This window comes from Polaromonas sp. YR568 (genome assembly GCF_943371715.1).
Classification (GTDB): Bacteria; Pseudomonadota; Gammaproteobacteria; order Burkholderiales; family Burkholderiaceae_C; genus Polaromonas.
The window spans coordinates 1-17,285 of record NZ_CALRVW010000006.1 but is presented as its reverse complement, the minus strand read 5'-3'; the positions used below and the strand labels follow the sequence as shown (position 1 = coordinate 17,285).

The 17,285-nt window shown below is 62.6% G+C and carries 13 protein-coding genes; 7 read left to right on the top strand and 6 right to left on the bottom strand.

What is annotated here, in order from left to right:
* Positions 1-62: 62 nt before the first annotated feature.
* Complete coding sequence (locus tag AAG813_RS06215; protein ID WP_096695463.1) at positions 63-674, bottom strand: DUF502 domain-containing protein; 612 nt, start codon at positions 672-674, stop codon at positions 63-65.
* Positions 675-1,195: 521 nt separating this feature from the next.
* Positions 1,196-1,618, bottom strand: coding sequence for a hypothetical protein (locus AAG813_RS06210; RefSeq protein ID WP_341912949.1), 423 nt, complete (start codon positions 1,616-1,618; stop codon positions 1,196-1,198).
* Positions 1,619-1,759: 141 nt separating this feature from the next.
* Between AAG813_RS06210 and AAG813_RS06205 the strand changes: the two genes are divergently transcribed.
* Positions 1,760-2,248: a CreA family protein gene (locus AAG813_RS06205; protein WP_341912947.1), complete on the top strand. Its 489-nt coding sequence runs from the start codon at positions 1,760-1,762 to the stop codon at positions 2,246-2,248.
* 207 nt (positions 2,249-2,455) lie between these two features.
* Here the strand turns inward: AAG813_RS06205 and AAG813_RS06200 are convergent, their stop codons facing one another.
* Positions 2,456-2,878: a hypothetical protein gene (locus AAG813_RS06200; RefSeq protein ID WP_341912945.1), complete on the bottom strand. Its 423-nt coding sequence runs from the start codon at positions 2,876-2,878 to the stop codon at positions 2,456-2,458.
* On the opposite strand from AAG813_RS06200, the gene AAG813_RS06195 reads away from it, so the two are divergent.
* Complete coding sequence (locus AAG813_RS06195; protein ID WP_341912943.1) at positions 2,864-7,720, top strand: PAS domain S-box protein; 4,857 nt, start codon at positions 2,864-2,866, stop codon at positions 7,718-7,720. The two genes, AAG813_RS06200 and AAG813_RS06195, sit on opposite strands and share 15 nt — an antisense overlap.
* Positions 7,721-8,100: 380 nt before the next feature.
* Here AAG813_RS06195 and AAG813_RS06190 read toward each other — a convergent pair whose 3' ends face one another.
* Positions 8,101-9,087, bottom strand: a complete 987-nt coding sequence (locus AAG813_RS06190) for a response regulator (RefSeq protein ID WP_341912941.1) — start codon at positions 9,085-9,087, stop codon at positions 8,101-8,103.
* A 213-nt stretch (positions 9,088-9,300) separates the two neighbouring features.
* Positions 9,301-9,684 carry an EF-hand domain-containing protein gene (locus AAG813_RS06185; RefSeq protein WP_341912940.1) on the bottom strand — a complete coding sequence of 128 codons (384 nt, stop codon included), beginning with the start codon at positions 9,682-9,684 and terminating at the stop codon, positions 9,301-9,303.
* A 319-nt stretch (positions 9,685-10,003) separates the two neighbouring features.
* Here AAG813_RS06185 and AAG813_RS06180 point away from each other — a divergent pair, with 319 nt between their 5' ends.
* The gene (locus AAG813_RS06180; RefSeq protein WP_341912938.1) at positions 10,004-11,098 is read left to right on the top strand and encodes an AI-2E family transporter; all 1,095 of its coding nucleotides are present in this window, start codon (positions 10,004-10,006) and stop codon (positions 11,096-11,098) included.
* 69 nt (positions 11,099-11,167) lie between these two features.
* Here the strand turns inward: AAG813_RS06180 and AAG813_RS06175 are convergent, their stop codons facing one another.
* Positions 11,168-11,593: a hypothetical protein gene (locus AAG813_RS06175; RefSeq protein ID WP_341912936.1), complete on the bottom strand. Its 426-nt coding sequence runs from the start codon at positions 11,591-11,593 to the stop codon at positions 11,168-11,170.
* 322 nt (positions 11,594-11,915) lie between these two features.
* Between AAG813_RS06175 and urtA the strand changes: the two genes are divergently transcribed.
* The 4 genes from urtA to urtD all read left to right on the top strand — a co-directional run bounded on the left by urtA (position 11,916) and on the right by urtD (position 16,960).
* The gene (urtA, locus tag AAG813_RS06170; RefSeq protein WP_341912934.1) at positions 11,916-13,193 is read left to right on the top strand and encodes an urea ABC transporter substrate-binding protein; all 1,278 of its coding nucleotides are present in this window, start codon (positions 11,916-11,918) and stop codon (positions 13,191-13,193) included.
* Between the two features lie 193 nt (positions 13,194-13,386).
* Complete coding sequence (urtB, locus tag AAG813_RS06165) at positions 13,387-14,961, top strand: urea ABC transporter permease subunit UrtB (protein WP_341912932.1); 1,575 nt, start codon at positions 13,387-13,389, stop codon at positions 14,959-14,961.
* Positions 14,962-14,963: 2 nt separating this feature from the next.
* A complete protein-coding gene (urtC, locus tag AAG813_RS06160; protein WP_341912931.1) occupies positions 14,964-16,082 on the top strand; it encodes an urea ABC transporter permease subunit UrtC in 1,119 nt (372 codons plus the stop codon).
* On the top strand, positions 16,079-16,960 hold the full coding sequence (gene urtD / locus AAG813_RS06155; protein WP_341912929.1) for an urea ABC transporter ATP-binding protein UrtD: 882 nt from the start codon (positions 16,079-16,081) through the stop codon (positions 16,958-16,960). The genes urtC and urtD overlap by 4 nt, the downstream gene beginning before the upstream one ends.
* Positions 16,961-17,285 lie beyond the last annotated feature (325 nt).

Here is a 17,285-nt window from a genome sequence, read left to right as displayed (position 1 = left end):
GCCTCCAGCCCTTCAGGGACGGTCGCCAACAGCTATTTTATTGATAGCATTCAACAGCCGGCTCAGGGTCGGGGTGCGTTGTCCGCAGACGTCGGCGGCCGCGCCATCCATGCGAACATCGACGAGCGCATCGCTTCTTCCACCGTCATGGCAATGGGTTGCACCCATTCGACCGGCACGAAGACGGTGTAGCCGCCAATCATGTAGCCCATCGGCAGATACACCGCCACCCGTTCCCCCGGCAAAAAGCCCGCGGGCAAATCCGCAAAACTGCGGCGCGTGATCAAGCCCACAATCTCGAGCCCGTTGTCCGGCATGCGCAGGATCACCACGCTTTGTTCGCCCTGCTTGCCCGTGGGCGAAAAGTAGTCGGCAAAACTCTTGAGCGACGAGTAAATGCTTTTCACCACAGGCAGGTTGGTGAAGGGCAGCTCGACAAACAGCAGCGCCTTGCGCACGCGCGGGTTGGACACCAGGTAGCCAATCAGCACGATGCCCAGCATGCCCACCACCAGCCCCATGCCCGGAATGTAGAAGTCGCCGAACAGCGGCCGCAGTATCCACAGCGCCACAGTCTCCATCCATGCCAGCATGACGAAGAGCAGGTACAGGGTCAGGGCCAGTGGCAGGATGGTGATCAGCCCGCGGAAGAAATATTTGGAGAGCTTTTTCATGGTGGCTTCAAAAAATGGAAAGTCGGGCCGGGCAGGGTGATGAGCAGGGCCCCAATATACCGAAGCTCTGCGACAGGTGTCCCGCATCCAGGTGTGGCGTTCAACGCGGCAGTGTAGGTCTGGCCCTACCTTGGTTGGGGTCCGCTTCCGGCACTCGCGCCTGCAAGAGGTGTTTATCTTTGGGTTTCGTACTTAACAAGGAGAAATCACATGCCCATCATTGCCTGGTTACTCGGTGTTCCGGTCACCGTCATCATCCTCCTGATGTTGTTCGGCGTCTTTTGAATCCGGGAGGCACTTCATGCTTCGTAAGCTGCTTGTTTTAGCCATCACTTCCGGTCTGGCGGCCAGGCTGTATCGCCGTTACGCCAGCAGGCGCAGTCCACCCATGACCCCGGTCAGACAAACTGCGACGCGGCGCCGGCGGGCGGGTGTTCAGAGCGATCAGCTCTGAAGCCCTGCTCCGACTTGCCTGGTCGAGTCGGTGCAGGTCTCACTTGGCATTGCGTTGCGGCCGGCGATCATTCCATTTTTGACACGGGTCCAAAACAGGCCTTGAGTGAGGCTTTTTCGCAGACCAGCATCTTGTTGCGCTGCGGGTTGAACTGAATGAAGCGGGTGATCTTTTCACCCGGTCCTTCCAGCAACGCCCCTGAACAATCCTTCTTGTCGTTTTGCCGGACCACGGTTTCCACCAGTTTGTAGAAACCGCTGGCGTCCGGCAGCTTGGCGACCTCATATGTTTTTTCGGCCACTTCCTGCCCACTGGTGCTGAGCACCGTGCGGTTACTGCGGTAGTGCCACGTCTCGGTGCAACTGCCACCAAACAGCGACCAGGACCAGGTGCCTGTCAGGGGGTGGGCGTTCGCCGGTGCGGGTTCGCCGGCAGCCTGCAGCAGCGGAGCGGTTATCAGCAGGCAGGCAGTGAAAAGCAGTTTTTGCAATCAGGACTTTCTTAGAGACAAGGGATGGGAGGGGGCGGAACGGTCAATGCTACTCCCCTGGCAGCCTGGCCCCCCCGGGGCCGCGCGTCACGGAAGGAGGGCGTGGCTATAGTGGGGGATGTTCACGCTGAAGGAAACCCCATGAAAAAGTCCACACTGCCCGCGCTGTCCGTCCTGTCCGCGTTGTTGCTCGGCTTCTTATCACCCGTCCAGGCCCAGAGCATTGGCGAGGTGGACACGGTGTTCAAGTTCATCGGACCTGATCACAAGATCGTGGTCGACGCCCACGATGACCCCAAGGTCAGGGGCGTCACCTGCTACGTATCGCGTGCCAAAACCGGTGGCATCAAGGGCGCGGTGGGTCTGGCCGAGGACAAGTCGGAAGCATCCATTGACTGCCGCCAGGTGGGGCCGGTGTCGTTTGTCAAACCGCTGCCGCAGCAGGAAGAGGTTTTCAGCGAGAGGATATCGCTGGTTTTCAAGAAGATACGCATCGTGCGCATGGTCGATGCCGCCCGCAACACCCTGGTGTACCTGACGTATTCGGACAGGGTGATTGAAGGCTCGCCGCAAAACAGCGTCGCGGCGGTCCCCGTTGATCGCGCCATGAAGATTCCGCTGCAGCCTTGATGCCGGCGCTGTGGGAAGGCCATTCGGCGCAGTTTGCAGAGGCCCGTGCAGCGCGGGGACCGACCAACCGCGGACTTTTCCCTATTTCAAATTTCCCGCGGAGGAGCATACTTATTTCTACTGCTGATACACAGCTCACAATATAAAAAACTTGTTAGGGAAGGCGCGGACAGGGGATGTGGAACAAATCTGCTGGCAATCCGATGGCTACCCGACCGCACCGGCGGCGCGGGTTGCGTCAGCTTGTCTGCAGCACGGTGCTATCCACCCTGAGGCTCCAGCGTGAAAGGTAACGAAGACCTCGCTGAAGAAAACCGTCGCCTGAAGGCCCGGCTGCTTGAACTTGAAAGCGCCCGCGACCGGCTTGATCGGGCCGTTGCCGAACAAAAGCGCGAGGCCGATTTGCTCAGGATCAGCGTGCAGGGATTGCGCGACCTGGCCACGATCTCGGCAGACTGGTACTGGGAACAGGATGCGGAGCATCGGTTTGTCAGATTTTCCGGCGAACAGGTGAGCGTTGAGCTCGACATTGAACGGAACAGTCACATCGGCAAGTGCCGTTGGGAGCTTGAGGGCGCAGTTCCCCTGAGCGGGTCGTGGGAGGCGCATCGCGCCTTGTTGGATGCGCATCAGCCGTTCCGCAATTTCGAGTACATGCGCAAGCTCGGCGACGATCTGCCGCACTACCTGTCGGTCAGTGGCATTCCGGTCTTTGACGACCAGAACCGCTTCCTCGGTTATCGGGGGACGGTGCATGACATCAGCGCGATCAGGCGGTCGGAAGCAGCTGAGCGGCAAGCCGCCGGCTTTCTCGATGAAGTGGTGGACAACCTGCCGATCGCCCTGCAACTGAAGTCCGTGCAGGACGGGTTCCGGATTGTGGGCTGGAACAAGGCGGCCGAGACTTTGTACGGAGTGAGCCGCGAAGAGGCGATGGGCAACACAGTGCACGGTCTCTGGCCGGAAGAGGAAGCGGACTACATGCACGCCGCCGACCTGGAGCTGGTCGCCGCAGGCGTCATGCAGGACCTGCCCGACCGCCTGGCCGGTACAAAGCACCGTGGTGCCATCCGCGTTCACATGCGCAAGGTTCCGCTGAAGGACGCCAGCGGCGCCGTCACCCATATCCTGGTCACCAGCGGGGACGTCACCGGACGTCTGGCCGCCGAGGCCCGCCTGCGCTACAGCCAGGAACGCTTCCGCAGCCTGACCCAGCTTTCCTCCGACTGGTACTGGGAACTGGACGACCAGTTCCGCTTCACCCGGATGTCCAGCGGCGCGGCTCGCTTTGGCAGGCTTCCCGCGGATGCGGGAGGGCAGGTCCAGATCAGCGACTACATAGGGCGGACGCGCTGGGACATTGACGATAGCCCGCGCAACGAGGCGGCCTGGGCGGCGCATCGTGCGCAGCTTGAAAGCCATGAAACCTTCCGCGATTTCGAATACGAGCGCGTGGACACGGACGGCAGGCGCATCTTTTTCTGCATCAGCGGCGAGCCTGTGTTCGACACGGACGGGAAGTTCACAGGCTACCGCGGCGTGGGCACCGACATCACTACGCGCAAACAGACTGAAGCTGCGCTGCTGGCCAGCGAGGCCCGCTTTCGCAGCGTGGTCGGTGCGCTGGCCGAAGGCGTGATCATGCGTGATGGCGAGGGGCGAATCCTCGATTGCAATGCCAGTGCTGAGCGTATTCTGGGCCTGACGCTGGTCCAGATGCGAGGCCAGACCCTGGTCGGGCCGGAGTGGCAGACGCTGCGCGAAGACGGTTCGCTGATGGCCGAGGGTGAACGGCCCAGTGCGGTGGCCAGGCGCACGGGCTTGCCGCAGTCCAACGTGGTGGTCTGTTACCGCAAGCCCGAAGGCAGGGATTTGTGGGTATTGATCAATGTGAGGCCGCTGTTTGACCATGCGGGCGACGCCCGGTCCGGGTTCGTAAGCACTTTCACCGACATCACCGAGCGCAAGCGCGCCGAGATGGAAATTGTCCGGCTCAACGTGGACCTGGAAAACCGGGTCTCACGCAGGACGGCCCAGCTCGAGGCGGCCAATACGGAACTGGAGGCCTTTTCCTATTCCGTGGCGCACGACCTGCGTTCCCCGCTGAGTTCCATCGACGGCTACTGTGCCTTGCTGCAAAAGGCGGTGTCGCCGCAAGCCGACGAACGCGCGGGCCACTACCTGAGCCGGATACGCGGCGGTGTGCGGCGCATGGGCGAACTCACCGACGGGCTGCTGCTGCTTGCCAAGCTGTCGCGCACCAGCCTGAACTGGGAAACCGTGGACCTCGGCGCCGAGGCGGAGCGGGTCGTTGCGCAATTGTCAGAAAACGAGCCTGGCCGCGACGTTCGGGTGACGGTCGAGCCCGGCATGCTGGCCAGGGCGGACGTCTCGCTGATCCGGCAGGTCATCGAGAACCTGATCAGCAACGCCTGGAAGTTCAGTGCGAAAAAGACCTGCACGGAGATCCTGGTCGGCCGTGAAACCGTGGCCGACCAGCCGCCTGTGTATTTTGTGCGGGACAAGGGCGCGGGATTCGACATGGCTTATGCCGACAAGCTGTTCGGCACCTTCCAGCGCCTGCATTCGCCGGAAGAGTTTGCCGGCAGCGGCATCGGCCTGGCCACGGTCAAGCGCATCATCATTCGGCATGGCGGGCGGATCTGGGCCAGCTCGGTGCTGGGTGAGGGCAGCACGTTTTATTTCACGCTCGGAAGCGACCAGGGCAATGCCTCGTCGGGTGAAGATGGTTCCTCAGAAGAAGCGGGCATTGCGCTGGCCCTGCCGCGCTCACGCCACCTGTTCAGGGACACGGGCCAGACGGCCCGGGATACGACGGGTTCGCTGATCAGCAGCGACAACGATATTTACTCTGCCGGCGACCAGCAGTTCAGCAGTGCTTTCGAACATGCAGCGATCGGCATGGCGCTGATTGCCATCAACTCGCGCCGGCTTCGGGTCAACAGCGCCTTCTGCCAGATGCTCGGGTACTCCGAAGCGGAGATGCTGGCCCGCACCGTGCGCGACGTCAGCCATCCGGACGACATCGAATGGGACCTGCTGCAGCGTAAAAGGGCGCTGGCGGGCGAGATTGAAACCTACCAGTGGGAAAAGCGCTATATCCACAAGTCCGGGCATACCGTCTGGGGCTACCTGACGTGTTCGCTGGTGCGCGATGCCGACCGCAAGCCGCTGCACTTCATCTCCCAGGTGCAGGACATCACCGAGCGGAAAGAAGCGGAACGCACCCTGCGCGAGAGTGAAGAGCGGTTTCGTGCGCTGACCGAGCTGTCGTCCGACTGGTTCTGGGAGCAGGATGCGGACTTCCGCTTCGTGCGGATTTCCGCTGAAGGGCGCCGCACCCACACGGCGGCGTTCAAGGGTGACAAGTCCATCGGAAAAACGCGCTGGGAACTGCCTTATGTGCAGATGGACGACAGCGTCTGGGCGGCCCACAGGGCGCTGCTGGAAAGGCATGAAGTCTTTCGTGATTTTGAAGTCACACGGCTCGACACGCAGGGAAAGATCCGCCATGTGTCCATCAGCGGTGTCCCCGTTTTCGACGCGTCTGGCCGCTTCACCGGTTACCGCGGAACCGGCCGCGACACCACCGACATGCACCGCGTCAGCAGCGCGCTGCGTGCCAGCGAGCAGCAGTTGCGCGAGATCACCGACACCGTGCCGGCCCTGATCGCCTATGTCGACAGGGCGCAGTGCTTCCGCTTTCACAACCGGGCCTATGAGGAAGGGTTCGGTCTGTCGCATGAGCAGATCGACGGAAAAACCCTGCTCGAGGTCATGGGCGAGGAGTTTTACCAGGTGGTGCGTGCCCGGGTCGACGAGGTCCTGTCGGGCTACCCGGTGGTCTACGAGCGCACCCAGAAAACCGCGCGCGGCGACCACCGCGACTACGTGGTCAATTATTTCCCGCGCTACGGTGACGGCAAGGAAGAAGGCGAGGTCATCGGGTTTTATTCGCTGGCGACCGACGTGACCGAGCTCAAGCGCATCGACCGCATGAAAAGCGAGTTTGTCTCCACGGTCAGTCATGAGTTGCGCACGCCGCTCACCTCCATCCGCGGTTCGCTGGGCCTGATCTCCGGTGGTGTGGCCGGCGAGTTGCCGGCGGCCGTCAAGACCCTGGTGGATATCGCCAGGAACAACTGCGAGCGGCTGATCCGTCTGATCAACGACATCCTGGACATCGAAAAAATCGAGTCCGGCAAGATGCGCCTGGATCTGCAGGTGGTCGAGCTCCAGCCCTTGCTGGCACAGGTGCTGGCGGCCAACGAAGGCTTCGGGGCGGCACAGAACGTCAGCCTGCGCCTGGATTTCCCGGAGGGTGGTCTGCGGGTCCAGGTGGACAGCGACCGCCTGGCCCAGGTGGTGACCAACCTGCTGTCGAACGCGATGAAATATTCACCGCCGGGCGGGGTGGTGGAGGTCCATGTCAAACGCGGCGGCCTCGGCGTGCGGGTGGAAGTGCGTGACCACGGGCCGGGCGTTCCGGAAGAATTCCGCAACCGCATCTTCCAGAAGTTTTCCCAGGCGGATTCGTCCGACACACGCCAGAAGGGCGGCACCGGGCTGGGCCTGAATATTTCCAGGGCGATTGTCGAACGCCTGGGTGGCAGCGTGGGTTTTGACAGCCAAGCCGGGATGGGCTCCACCTTTTTCTTTGAACTGCCCGAATGGAAAGAGGCTGCACCGCGCGCTGCAGCCGAGCCCCGGGTCTGCACCCGTCCGTGCGTGCTGATCTGCGAAGACGACCGGGACATTGCCCGCCTGATCGCGATGATGCTGGACAAGGGCGGTTTTGACAGCGACATGGTTTACTGCGCCTCCGAGGCGATGGCCCATCTGGCGGCCAACCGGTATGCCGCCATGACGCTGGACCTCAAGCTGCCCGACCAGGATGGCATCACACTCATCCGCACGCTGCGCAGCCAGGACGGCACGCGTGATCTGCCCATTGTGGTGGTGTCGGCCATGGCCGGGGAGGGCCAGATCCAGTTCAACAACCAGCCCTTGACGGTGTCCGGCTGGCTCGAAAAACCGATTGATGAAAACCTGCTGATCCGCAGTCTGCGCCATGCGATGGACGGCATGGCCGAGGGCAAGCCCCGCATCCTGCATGTCGAGGACGATCTGGATATCCAGCGCATCACGGCAGCGATCGTGCAGGACTTTGCCACCTTTGAATTTGCCGCCACGCTGGAGGAAGCCCGCGCATGCCTGCTGACGCAGACCTACGACCTGGTCCTGCTCGATCTGACCCTGCCCGGTGAATCAGGCTGGGACCTGCTGGCCGACGTCGAAGCGCTGGAGCGGCCGCCGCCGGTCGTGGTGTTCTCGGCGACCGAGGTGGACCGCGCCCAGGGAACCCGGGCCGCTGCCGTGCTGGTCAAGGCGCAAACCTCGAACGATGAACTGCTGCAGACGCTGCAGCGGGTTCTCAGCCTGACGCGCTGATCGAGGCGCGCTGAGGAGGCGGACTTGCTGCTGCCAGCCCGCTTCCGGGCGTTTACATCCGGCCCAGGTCCTGGATGGCGTCCACGATCATGCGCGAACCTGTGGCGATCAGCAGAATGTCGCTGGCCACGCGCACATATTTGTGGCCGGAGGGGGGTACTCAGCTGGCTCAGCACGGCATTGGGCACCGGGTAAAACACCACGTCGCGCGGCAGGGGCTGGCCCATGGCCCATTTTTTGGCCTGGCCTGGAGGCATGCAGCCATTGTTTTTCTTGGCCAGGCCGGGCGGGCAACGGCCTGCGCTGTACTGCTTGCCGTAGTAATCACGGATCGCCACGCGTTGCTGGTAGACAGCCCGTCGTGCGAGGCTTCCTGGGGTTTACAGCCTGGCCCAATCGGAATAGCTGACCAGGGCCGGGCGCGGCGCATGGCCCAGCAGCCGGTGCAGCGCGACGCACAGGCCGCTGAGATCGTCGCCCTTGCTGATCACAAGCGCTGCACCTTCGTCGTAGGCCCGGGCTTCGAGCGCGCTGTCCATGTAGCCGGAAATGATGATGACGGGCAGGTCGGCCCGCAGCGCCTTGACATGCCTGAGCAGGTCTATCCCCGTGTGGGTCTGCAGCCGGTAGTCGGTCACCAGCACATCACAGCCGAAAGGATCGGCCTGCAGGGCGACCAGCGCCTGCCGGGCGCTTTCGTGACAGGTGACGCGAAAGCCCGCCTGGGGCAGCGTGTCACTGACCAGCGCCCGCATGGCTTCATAGTCGTCCACATAAACGACATGGGGCTTGTCCTTGCCCGCGTCAGTACCGGCCGCGGCTTCCCGCGGCACGGCGGCCGGCAGGTAGATATCAAAGGCCGTGCCGCGACCGGGCTCGGGCGACACATTGATCATGCCCTGGTGCCGCTCAATGATGTCGCGCACCTCCGGCAGCGGCAGGCGGCGTGCGCTGGCAGGCCTCTCGTCGGTCAGCGCAGGCGCGGGCACCAGCGTGTGGAAGGGGCCGGTGGCCGCCCGGCTGCTGTTGCTGATGACCAGCCGTGCGTAACGCCGGGGCGGCAGTCCGCCCTGCAGCTTGCCGGCATCGGGGTCCAGCACCACGTCATCCAGCAGCACCTCGGTCATCTCCACCACGATCTGTGTTGCCAGGCCCACCATCGACTGCCACGCGACGATACAGGCGCTCAGCAGGGCGTGCTCCAGCCGGTCGGCGTTGGCGCGCAGCCAGGGGTCTTCATGGGAGAGTTCCAGCGCCAGGTCAACTTCGCGGGGAAGCAGGGCACGAAAGCGGTGCAGGGCCCGCAACACGATGGGCTCCAGCCTCTGATTGAGCGGTTCTTCAGCGTGCGGAGCGTCGGACGGCATGGATTTCTTTCCGCGGCAGGGGGTCGGCCAGCGCGCGGGTGCGGCGTTGAGCGCGACAGGGAAAGACTAGGTCTTTTGGTCTAAGGCGTCAATCAGGCTTGTCCGGGCGCACACGCCGCAGGCCACGGAATGTGATGCCGAAAACGGATGTAGCCCAATACAGACGGGCGGGAGGTGCTATCAATCAGGGAGCGCTCCCGCCGTGATTCGCTGTCAGCGGCTTTTGACCTGGTTCAATGCGCTTTCGAACTCCTGGTGCGACAGGGCGCTGTCCTTGTTCGTGTCGGCTTCATCAAAGTGCCTGGCCACGCCGCGAAAACCGGAGGCCTCTTCGCGGCTGATCTTGCCGTCCTTGTTGGTGTCCATGAAGCTGAAGGCCCGCGCGATGTCGCCGGCGCTATATTTGGGCTCGGTCGCTGCCGAGGCCGTCGAGACCACGGAGGTGGACGGCGCAGACGGTGCCTGAACCGCCGGCGGCGCGGCCGCGGCCGGCTGGGCATGGGCGACGGGTGCCAGCAGCGCCGTTGCGGTGGCGAGGGCGAAGAGGGTACGCAATGGGGTAGGGGATGCGCCTCGTGAGGCGGTGGTCATAGTCATCGGTGTCCTGACGGTAGTGGCTAACATGCTTCATTGAACGCCAATCGACGTTGGGGCGCCAGCAAGGTTGCACGGTGTTGCGTGACTTTACATCGCAGAAGGCGCGCGACACATTTCTTTGCGCTGACCGGGTCGTTCGGGTCGCCCGCTGACAGCAGCTGTCCGGCCTGTCCCACACGCCGCAAACCTCTGCACTGGCGAGCCAGCCGTACGATGGGAGCGATCATCAGGCGGAGCGTCACCGCGCCAATGGAAACCGGCCTTCCCGGTGCCCTCTGTGCGGCGGTCGATACCCCCATCCAGCAGGAACCGCGAAGCCATGAACCTCCCCGACGCAGCAAAATCCACCGCGCTTGAAGACAAGACCTTTCTGCTACTGCTGCTGGCCGTCTCGGTGGCGTTCCTCTGGATCCTCTGGCCGTTTTACGGCGCGGTGTTCTGGGGTGCAGTGCTGGCCATCATGTTCAAACCGCTGTACCTGCGCGTGCTCAGGGCCATGCCAGCCAGGCGTGTGGGTGCCGCATTGCTCACGCTGCTGATCATTCTGGTGGCGGTCATCCTGCCGGTGGGCATCGTGACGGGGCTGCTGATCCAGGAAGGCGGCAGCGTCTACCAGCGCATGCAGTCGGGCGAACTCAGTGTGGCGCGTTACTTCCAGCAGGTCTACGAGGCCTTGCCGGCCTGGATCACCAGTCTGCTCGACCGCTTCGGCATGAACAACTTCGGGCTGGTGCAGCAGCGGATCACCGAAGGGCTGACCAAGGGCAGCCAGTTTTTCGCCACGCAGGCGCTGAGCATCGGGCAGGGCACCTTCGACTTTTTCGTCAGCTTTTTTGTCATGCTCTACCTGCTGTTCTTCCTGCTCCTCGACGGCTCGACCCTGGTCATGCGCATCAAGAATGCCGTGCCGCTCAATGCAGAGGTCAAGCGCAAGCTGGCAGCCAAGTTCACCACGGTCATTCGCGCCACGGTCAAGGGCAACATCGTGGTGGCCCTGATCCAGGGCGCGCTGGGCGGCCTGATCCTGTGGGTGCTGGGCGTGCATGCGCCGGTGCTGTGGGGAACGCTGATGGCCTTTTTGTCGCTGCTGCCGGCTGTCGGGGCGGCCATGGTCTGGCTGCCTGTTGCGATTTACTTCCTGGCGACGGGTGCCATCGTCAAGGGTGTGGTCCTGATCGCCTTCGGCGTGCTGGTGATCGGCCTGGTCGACAACATCCTGCGACCGGTGCTGGTCGGCAAGGACACGCGGATGCCGGACTACGTGGTGCTGGTGTCCACGCTGGGCGGCATGGCGCTGTTTGGCCTGAACGGCTTTGTCATCGGTCCCGCCATCGCGGCGATGTTCATGGCCGCCTGGGATCTGTTTGCCAGGGCGCGGCAGGCGGAGGACCTGGAGCCGCCCGAGGCACCCTGACCTCAGCCTGGCGGCATCCCTGACGGAACAATTCGCAGGCTCAAGTGCCCGGAAATGCCGGAACCACCCTCAACGGGGTACCACCTTGTAGGATCGGCCATCCGCTGCGGAGCCCGCGCTTTCTCCCTGGACGATCAGCGGCGCAAACACGCGAATCTCGGTCGTGACCGGTACGGTGAATTGGGTTTCCAGCGTGGATTTCCCGTTTCCCTTCGCGATCACCTTGACATCCTGGCCAAGCTCCGAACTGTCGGCCGCCAGAACGAGAAGCTTGATCGTTCCCGATGCCGAGGTCAGCACATAACTGACGTCGACCTTCAGCCTGACTTGCTGCCCCGGGTGAAACACCTGGCTGGTGTCGGGTGAGATGGAGGTGATTTGCGCCAATGAACCGAAGGGCGGCTTGCTGGCCGGTTGCCCCGTGGATTGGCAACCGAGCAAAAAAGTGGACGCAGCCAGCGCCGCGAACAGGGAGGGTGAAAATTTGATGTGCATTGTTCGATCCTGAACCGGATGAAGACAAATGTCAAAGAAGAGGTGGGACTGGCAGGTGCAAAAGGGAAAAGGCGACACACCGGTTCCAGCGTGGCTGCCCCGGGCGCAGGTCTCCAGCTACTGCGCCGCCATGAGCTTCAGCCTCCCTGAATCACGCTGGGCAGGGAACCGGCGCGCGTGCTGTTCCTTGCCTGCATACGCCACCCGGCGTATTCCCCAATCCCTTTCCGGTCCCCAGAATCGCTTCATCGCTTCGCAAAAACCTCCGTCTGGCGGCTGTGCGAGGCGAAACGCGAACCACCTACCTACCGGAGAAGCACACATGCAACGTCGTTTTACCCTCAAGGCGCTGAGCGCCGCCGTCGCCCTGGCGGGCCTCTCGGTCCTGCCAGCCCATGCCCAGTCGGGTGGCACCATCAAGGTGGGCATTCTGCACAGCCTGTCGGGCACCATGGCCATCTCGGAAACCGTGTTGAAGGACACCGTGCTGATGGCGATTGACGAAATCAATGCCAAGGGCGGCGTGATGGGCAAGAAACTCGAGCCCGTGATCGTGGACCCGGCTTCCAACTGGCCCCTGTTTGCCGAAAAAACCAAGCAGCTGCTCGGTCAGGACAAGGTCTCGGTGATTTTCGGCTGCTGGACCTCGGTGTCGCGCAAGTCGGTGCTGCCGGTGGTTGAAGAAATGAACGGCCTGCTGTTTTACCCCGTGCAGTACGAGGGTGAAGAGCTGTCCAAGAACGTGTTCTACACGGGTGCCGCCCCCAACCAGCAGGCCATCCCTGCGGTGGACTACCTGATGAGCAAGGCCGGCGGCGGTGCCAAGCGCTGGGTCCTGCTGGGCACCGACTATGTGTACCCACGCACTACCAACAAGATCCTGCGCGCCTACCTGAAAAGCAAGGGTGTCAAGGACAGCGACATCGACGAGAAGTACACACCGTTCGGCCACTCCGATTACCAGACCATCGTGGCGGACGTGAAAAAGTTTTCTGCCGGCGGCAAGACCGCGGTGGTCTCCACCATCAACGGTGACTCCAACGTGCCTTTTTACAAGGAACTCGGCAACGCCGGCCTGAAAGCCAAGGACGTGCCGGTGGTCGCCTTCTCCGTGGGTGAGGAAGAGCTGCGCGGTGTGGACACCAAACCGCTGGTCGGCCACCTGGCGGCCTGGAACTACTTCCAGTCGATCAAGAGCCCGGCCAACACCGAGTTCATCAAGAAGTGGTCGGACTACGCCAAGGCCAAGGGCATCGCCGGCCACAAGGACAAGCCGCTGACCAACGACCCGATGGAAGCCACCTATATCGGCATCAACATGTGGAAACAGGCGGTCGAGAAAGCCAAGTCCACCGACACCGACAAGGTGATTGCCGCCATGGCCGGTCAGACCTTCAAGGCGCCGTCGGGCATCGTCTCCAAGATGGACGAGAAAAACCACCACCTGCACAAGTCGGTGTTCATCGGCGAGATCAAGGCGGACGGCCAGTTCAACGTGGTCTGGAAAACACCTGGCCCGGTGAAAGCCAAGCCATGGAGCCCGTACATCGAAGGCAACGACAAGAAGCCTGACGAGCCGGCAAAAATGGCCTCCAAATAAGGCGGCTACCTCCGGCCCCGTGTGGGCCGGGCGGTGCAAGCCGCACCTGGTTTGCAGAAACAGGTGCGGTTTTTTTGTGGTCTGGCCCACTTCTTGCACTACTCCGGTGCATGGTTTTCAAGGAAGTTGCAGCCTGGGCACAACGCCAAGCAAGTACCGGCTGGCTGCTGTGCCCAACCTACAGGTTCTTCTCATGATGATTCGCACATTCCTTCTGTCTGCTACGTTTTTTATAGCTGCCGGCGCTCACGCCTTGAGCGCGGACGAGGTCAAAGGCATGGCACTTGGCGAGACCGAGGCGCGCGCCGAGGCGCTGAACAAGGCCGCTGCCAACCCCGACGACAAAACCGCCGCTTTCATCCAGGCGCTGGCCGACGATGCGGTCAAGACCGCGGGCGACCAGGTGTTTGTCATGAAGGACGACAAGGGTTATGACCCCATTACTGGCGCCGAACTGACGGTGCCCGCCGACGCGGAAGACGTGATCAACAACAACATGATGCGCGGCGAGCTGGACAATGCGCTGGCCGCGCTCAAGCTGTTTTCGAAAGACGACAAGGTGCGCGCCGACGCCATCAAGACACTGGCCAGCGGTAGCGACGAAGCGCGCCTGCCGTTGATCGAAAAAGCCTGGGCCGCCGAAACGGTTCCTGCGCTCAAGAATCAACTGGAGATGGTGCGCGCCACCATTTTTCTGGGCAGCACTGACAAGGCCAAACGGCTGGAGGCCGCTGCCCGCCTGTCCGGCAGCAACAACCCGATCAGCAAGACCGTGCTGATCGCACGCCTGGCAGAAGAGGACGATGCCGAGGTCAAGAGCGCGCTGCAGGCTTCGCTGCGCAAGGTCGAGTCCGCGCTGGCCTGGGGCGACAAGCTCGGGGCGGTGTTCAGCGGCATCAGCCTGGGCAGCATTTTGCTGCTGGTGGCGCTGGGCCTGGCCATCACCTACGGCCTGATGGGCGTCATCAACATGGCGCACGGGGAGCTGATGATGATTGGCGCCTACGCCACCTACGTGGTGCAGGGCCTGTTCCAGAAGTATTTGCCCGGCCTGTTCGACTGGTATTTGCTGGCGGCGGTGCCGGTGGCCTTCCTGGCCTCGGCCCTGATGGGCGCGGCATTGGAGCGTGGCGTGATCCGTTTCCTGTATGGCCGCCCGTTGGAGACCCTGCTGGCGACCTGGGGCATCAGCCTGATGCTGCAGCAGCTGGTGCGTTCCATCTTCGGTGCGCAAAACGTCGGCGTCGAAAACCCGGTCTGGATGAGCGGCGGCGTGCAGGTGCTGGGCAATTTGTCGCTGCCCTACAACCGCCTGGTCATCATCGGTTTTGCAATTGCGGTCTTGCTGGGCATGGCCTGGCTGATCAGCAGGACGCGGCTGGGCCTGTTCGTGCGCGGGGTCACGCAGAACCGGCCGATTGCTTCCTGCATGGGCGTGAACACGGCGCGCGTGGACACCTATGCGTTTGCGCTCGGGTCGGGCATCGCGGGCCTGGCCGGCTGCGCGTTGAGCCAGGTCGGCAACGTCGGCCCGGACCTGGGCCAAGGCTACATCGTCGATGCCTTCATGGTCGTGGTGCTGGGGGGCGTGGGTCAGCTGGCCGGCACCGTGTACGCAGCCATGGGCCTGGGCGTCCTGAACAAATTCCTCGAGGGCTGGACCGGCGCGGTACTGGCCAAGATTGCGGTGCTGGTGCTCATCATCATCTTCATCCAGAAGCGGCCCCAGGGCATCTTCGCGATGAAGGGCCGCTCGGCTGAGGCTTGATCATGACTACATCGACTTACTCCGTGACTCTCCCCGCCAAAGGCCCCATGCTCACGCGTACCGGCTGGAGCGCTTTTCTGGTGGTGCTGTTGCTGGTCTGCGCGCTGGCACCGGTGCTCAACCTGATGGTGCCCGAGACCAGCATGTTCCACATGAGCACCTATGCGGTGGCACTGATCGGCAAGATCATGTGTTACGCCATCGTGGCGCTGGCCATGGACCTGATCTGGGGTTACACCGGCATCTTGTCGCTGGGCCATGGCCTGTTCTTTGCGCTGGGCGGCTACGCCATGGGCATGTACCTGATGCGCCAGATCGGCCGCGACGGCAACTACAAAAGCGACTTACCCGACTTCATGGTGTTTCTCGACTGGAAGGAACTGCCCTGGCACTGGACCTTCAGCGACAGCTTCATCGCCACCTTGTTCCTGATCGTGCTGGTGCCCGGAGTGGTGGCTTTTGTGTTTGGCTACTTCGCCTTCCGCTCGCGCATCAAGGGTGTGTATTTCTCCATCATTACGCAGGCCATGACGTTTGCGGCCATGCTGCTGTTTTTCCGCAACGAGACCGGCTTCGGCGGCAACAACGGTTTTACCGACTTCAAGCGCATCCTGGACATGCCGATTGCCACGCCGACCATGCGCATGGGGCTCTTTGTCATCACCGGGTTGACGCTGCTCGGCTTCTTCCTGTTTGCCAAGTGGCTGGTGCGCAGCAAGTTCGGGCGCGTGCTGCAGGCGATCCGCGATGCCGAGACCCGGGTGATGTTCTCGGGTTACAACCCGATCGGCTACAAGCTGACAATCTGGACCCTGTCGGCCGTGATGTGCGGCATTGCCGGTGCGCTGTACGTGCCGCAGGTGGGCATCATCAACCCGAGCGAAATGAGCCCGGCCAACTCGATCGAGATGGCCATCTGGGCTGCGGTCGGCGGGCGCGCCACCCTCATCGGCCCGATTGTTGGCGCCTTCATCGTCAACGGCGCCAAGAGCTGGCTGACGGTGGCCTATCCCGAGTACTGGCTGTATTTCCTGGGCATGCTGTTCATCGCCGTCACGCTGTTCCTTCCGAACGGTATGGTTGGCCTGATCAGGAAGCTCCGGAAAGGGGGTGAAAAATGACCCCCGATCTTCTTGAACAGGGTGCCGCACGCATTGAAAAGCGCCGGGCCGAACTGGAGGCCGGCAAGTCCAACACCGAGTCGGGCGGACGCAACGCAAGCACAGGCCGCATCGCCACGCCGGGCGAGGTGGACGTGGCGCACGGCCGAATTTTGTACCTCGAAGATGTGAGCGTGAGCTTCGACGGTTTCAAGGCCATCAACAAACTCTCGCTCGACATCGCCCCGGGCGAGTTGCGCTGCATCATCGGCCCCAACGGTGCCGGCAAGACCACGATGATGGATATCATCACCGGCAAGACCCGGCCCGACGAGGGCACGGTTTACTTCGGTAGCACCATCGACCTGTTGCGCCACACCGAGCCGCAGATCGCGCAGCTCGGTATTGGCCGCAAGTTCCAGAAACCCACGGTGTTCGAGCAGCTCACGGTGTTTGAAAACCTTGAACTCGCACTCAAGACCAACAAGGGCGTGAAGTCGTCGATGTTCTTCAAGCTCGACTCGGCGCAAAGCGACCGCTTGGCCGAGATCCTGGTGACGATTCATCTGGCCGATAGCGTGGGTCGCATGGCCGGCAACCTGAGCCATGGGCAAAAGCAATGGCTGGAGATCGGCATGCTGCTGATGCAGGACCCCAAGCTGCTGCTGCTCGACGAGCCGGTGGCCGGCATGACCGACGAGGAAACCGCGCGTACGGCCGAGCTGTTCCTCACGCTCAAGGGCAAACATTCGCTGATGGTGGTCGAACACGACATGAGTTTCATCCGGACGATTTCGGAGATCGTTACGGTGCTGTGTGACGGGTCGGTGCTGGCGCAGGGGACGCTGGATCAGGTGCAGGCGGATGAACGGGTGATCGAGGTGTATCTTGGGCGTTGATTTCGCCAACGCCCGGAGCGAGTCTGTCCGCGCTTCCGCGGTCCGCCAACAAGCCGGGGGTTGCCCGGCGGCAACTCACTTTCTTTTGCGTCGCCAAAAGAAAGTAAGCAAAGAAAAGGCGACCCTGCTGTCTGCGTCCCCCTTCGCTTGCGCTACGGGGGCAACCTGCGGTGCTCGGTCCAGCCGGGGCCGGGCTCGAACTCGCCTTCGGCTCAGACAATCGCCCGTCCTGATCCGTCTGGACCTCCGCTCCTCGGCGCAGCCAGAAGGGTGGAGGGATCGGGTGCGGGCTCGAATTCGGGTACGGAATCGGGCTCCGGCGAGG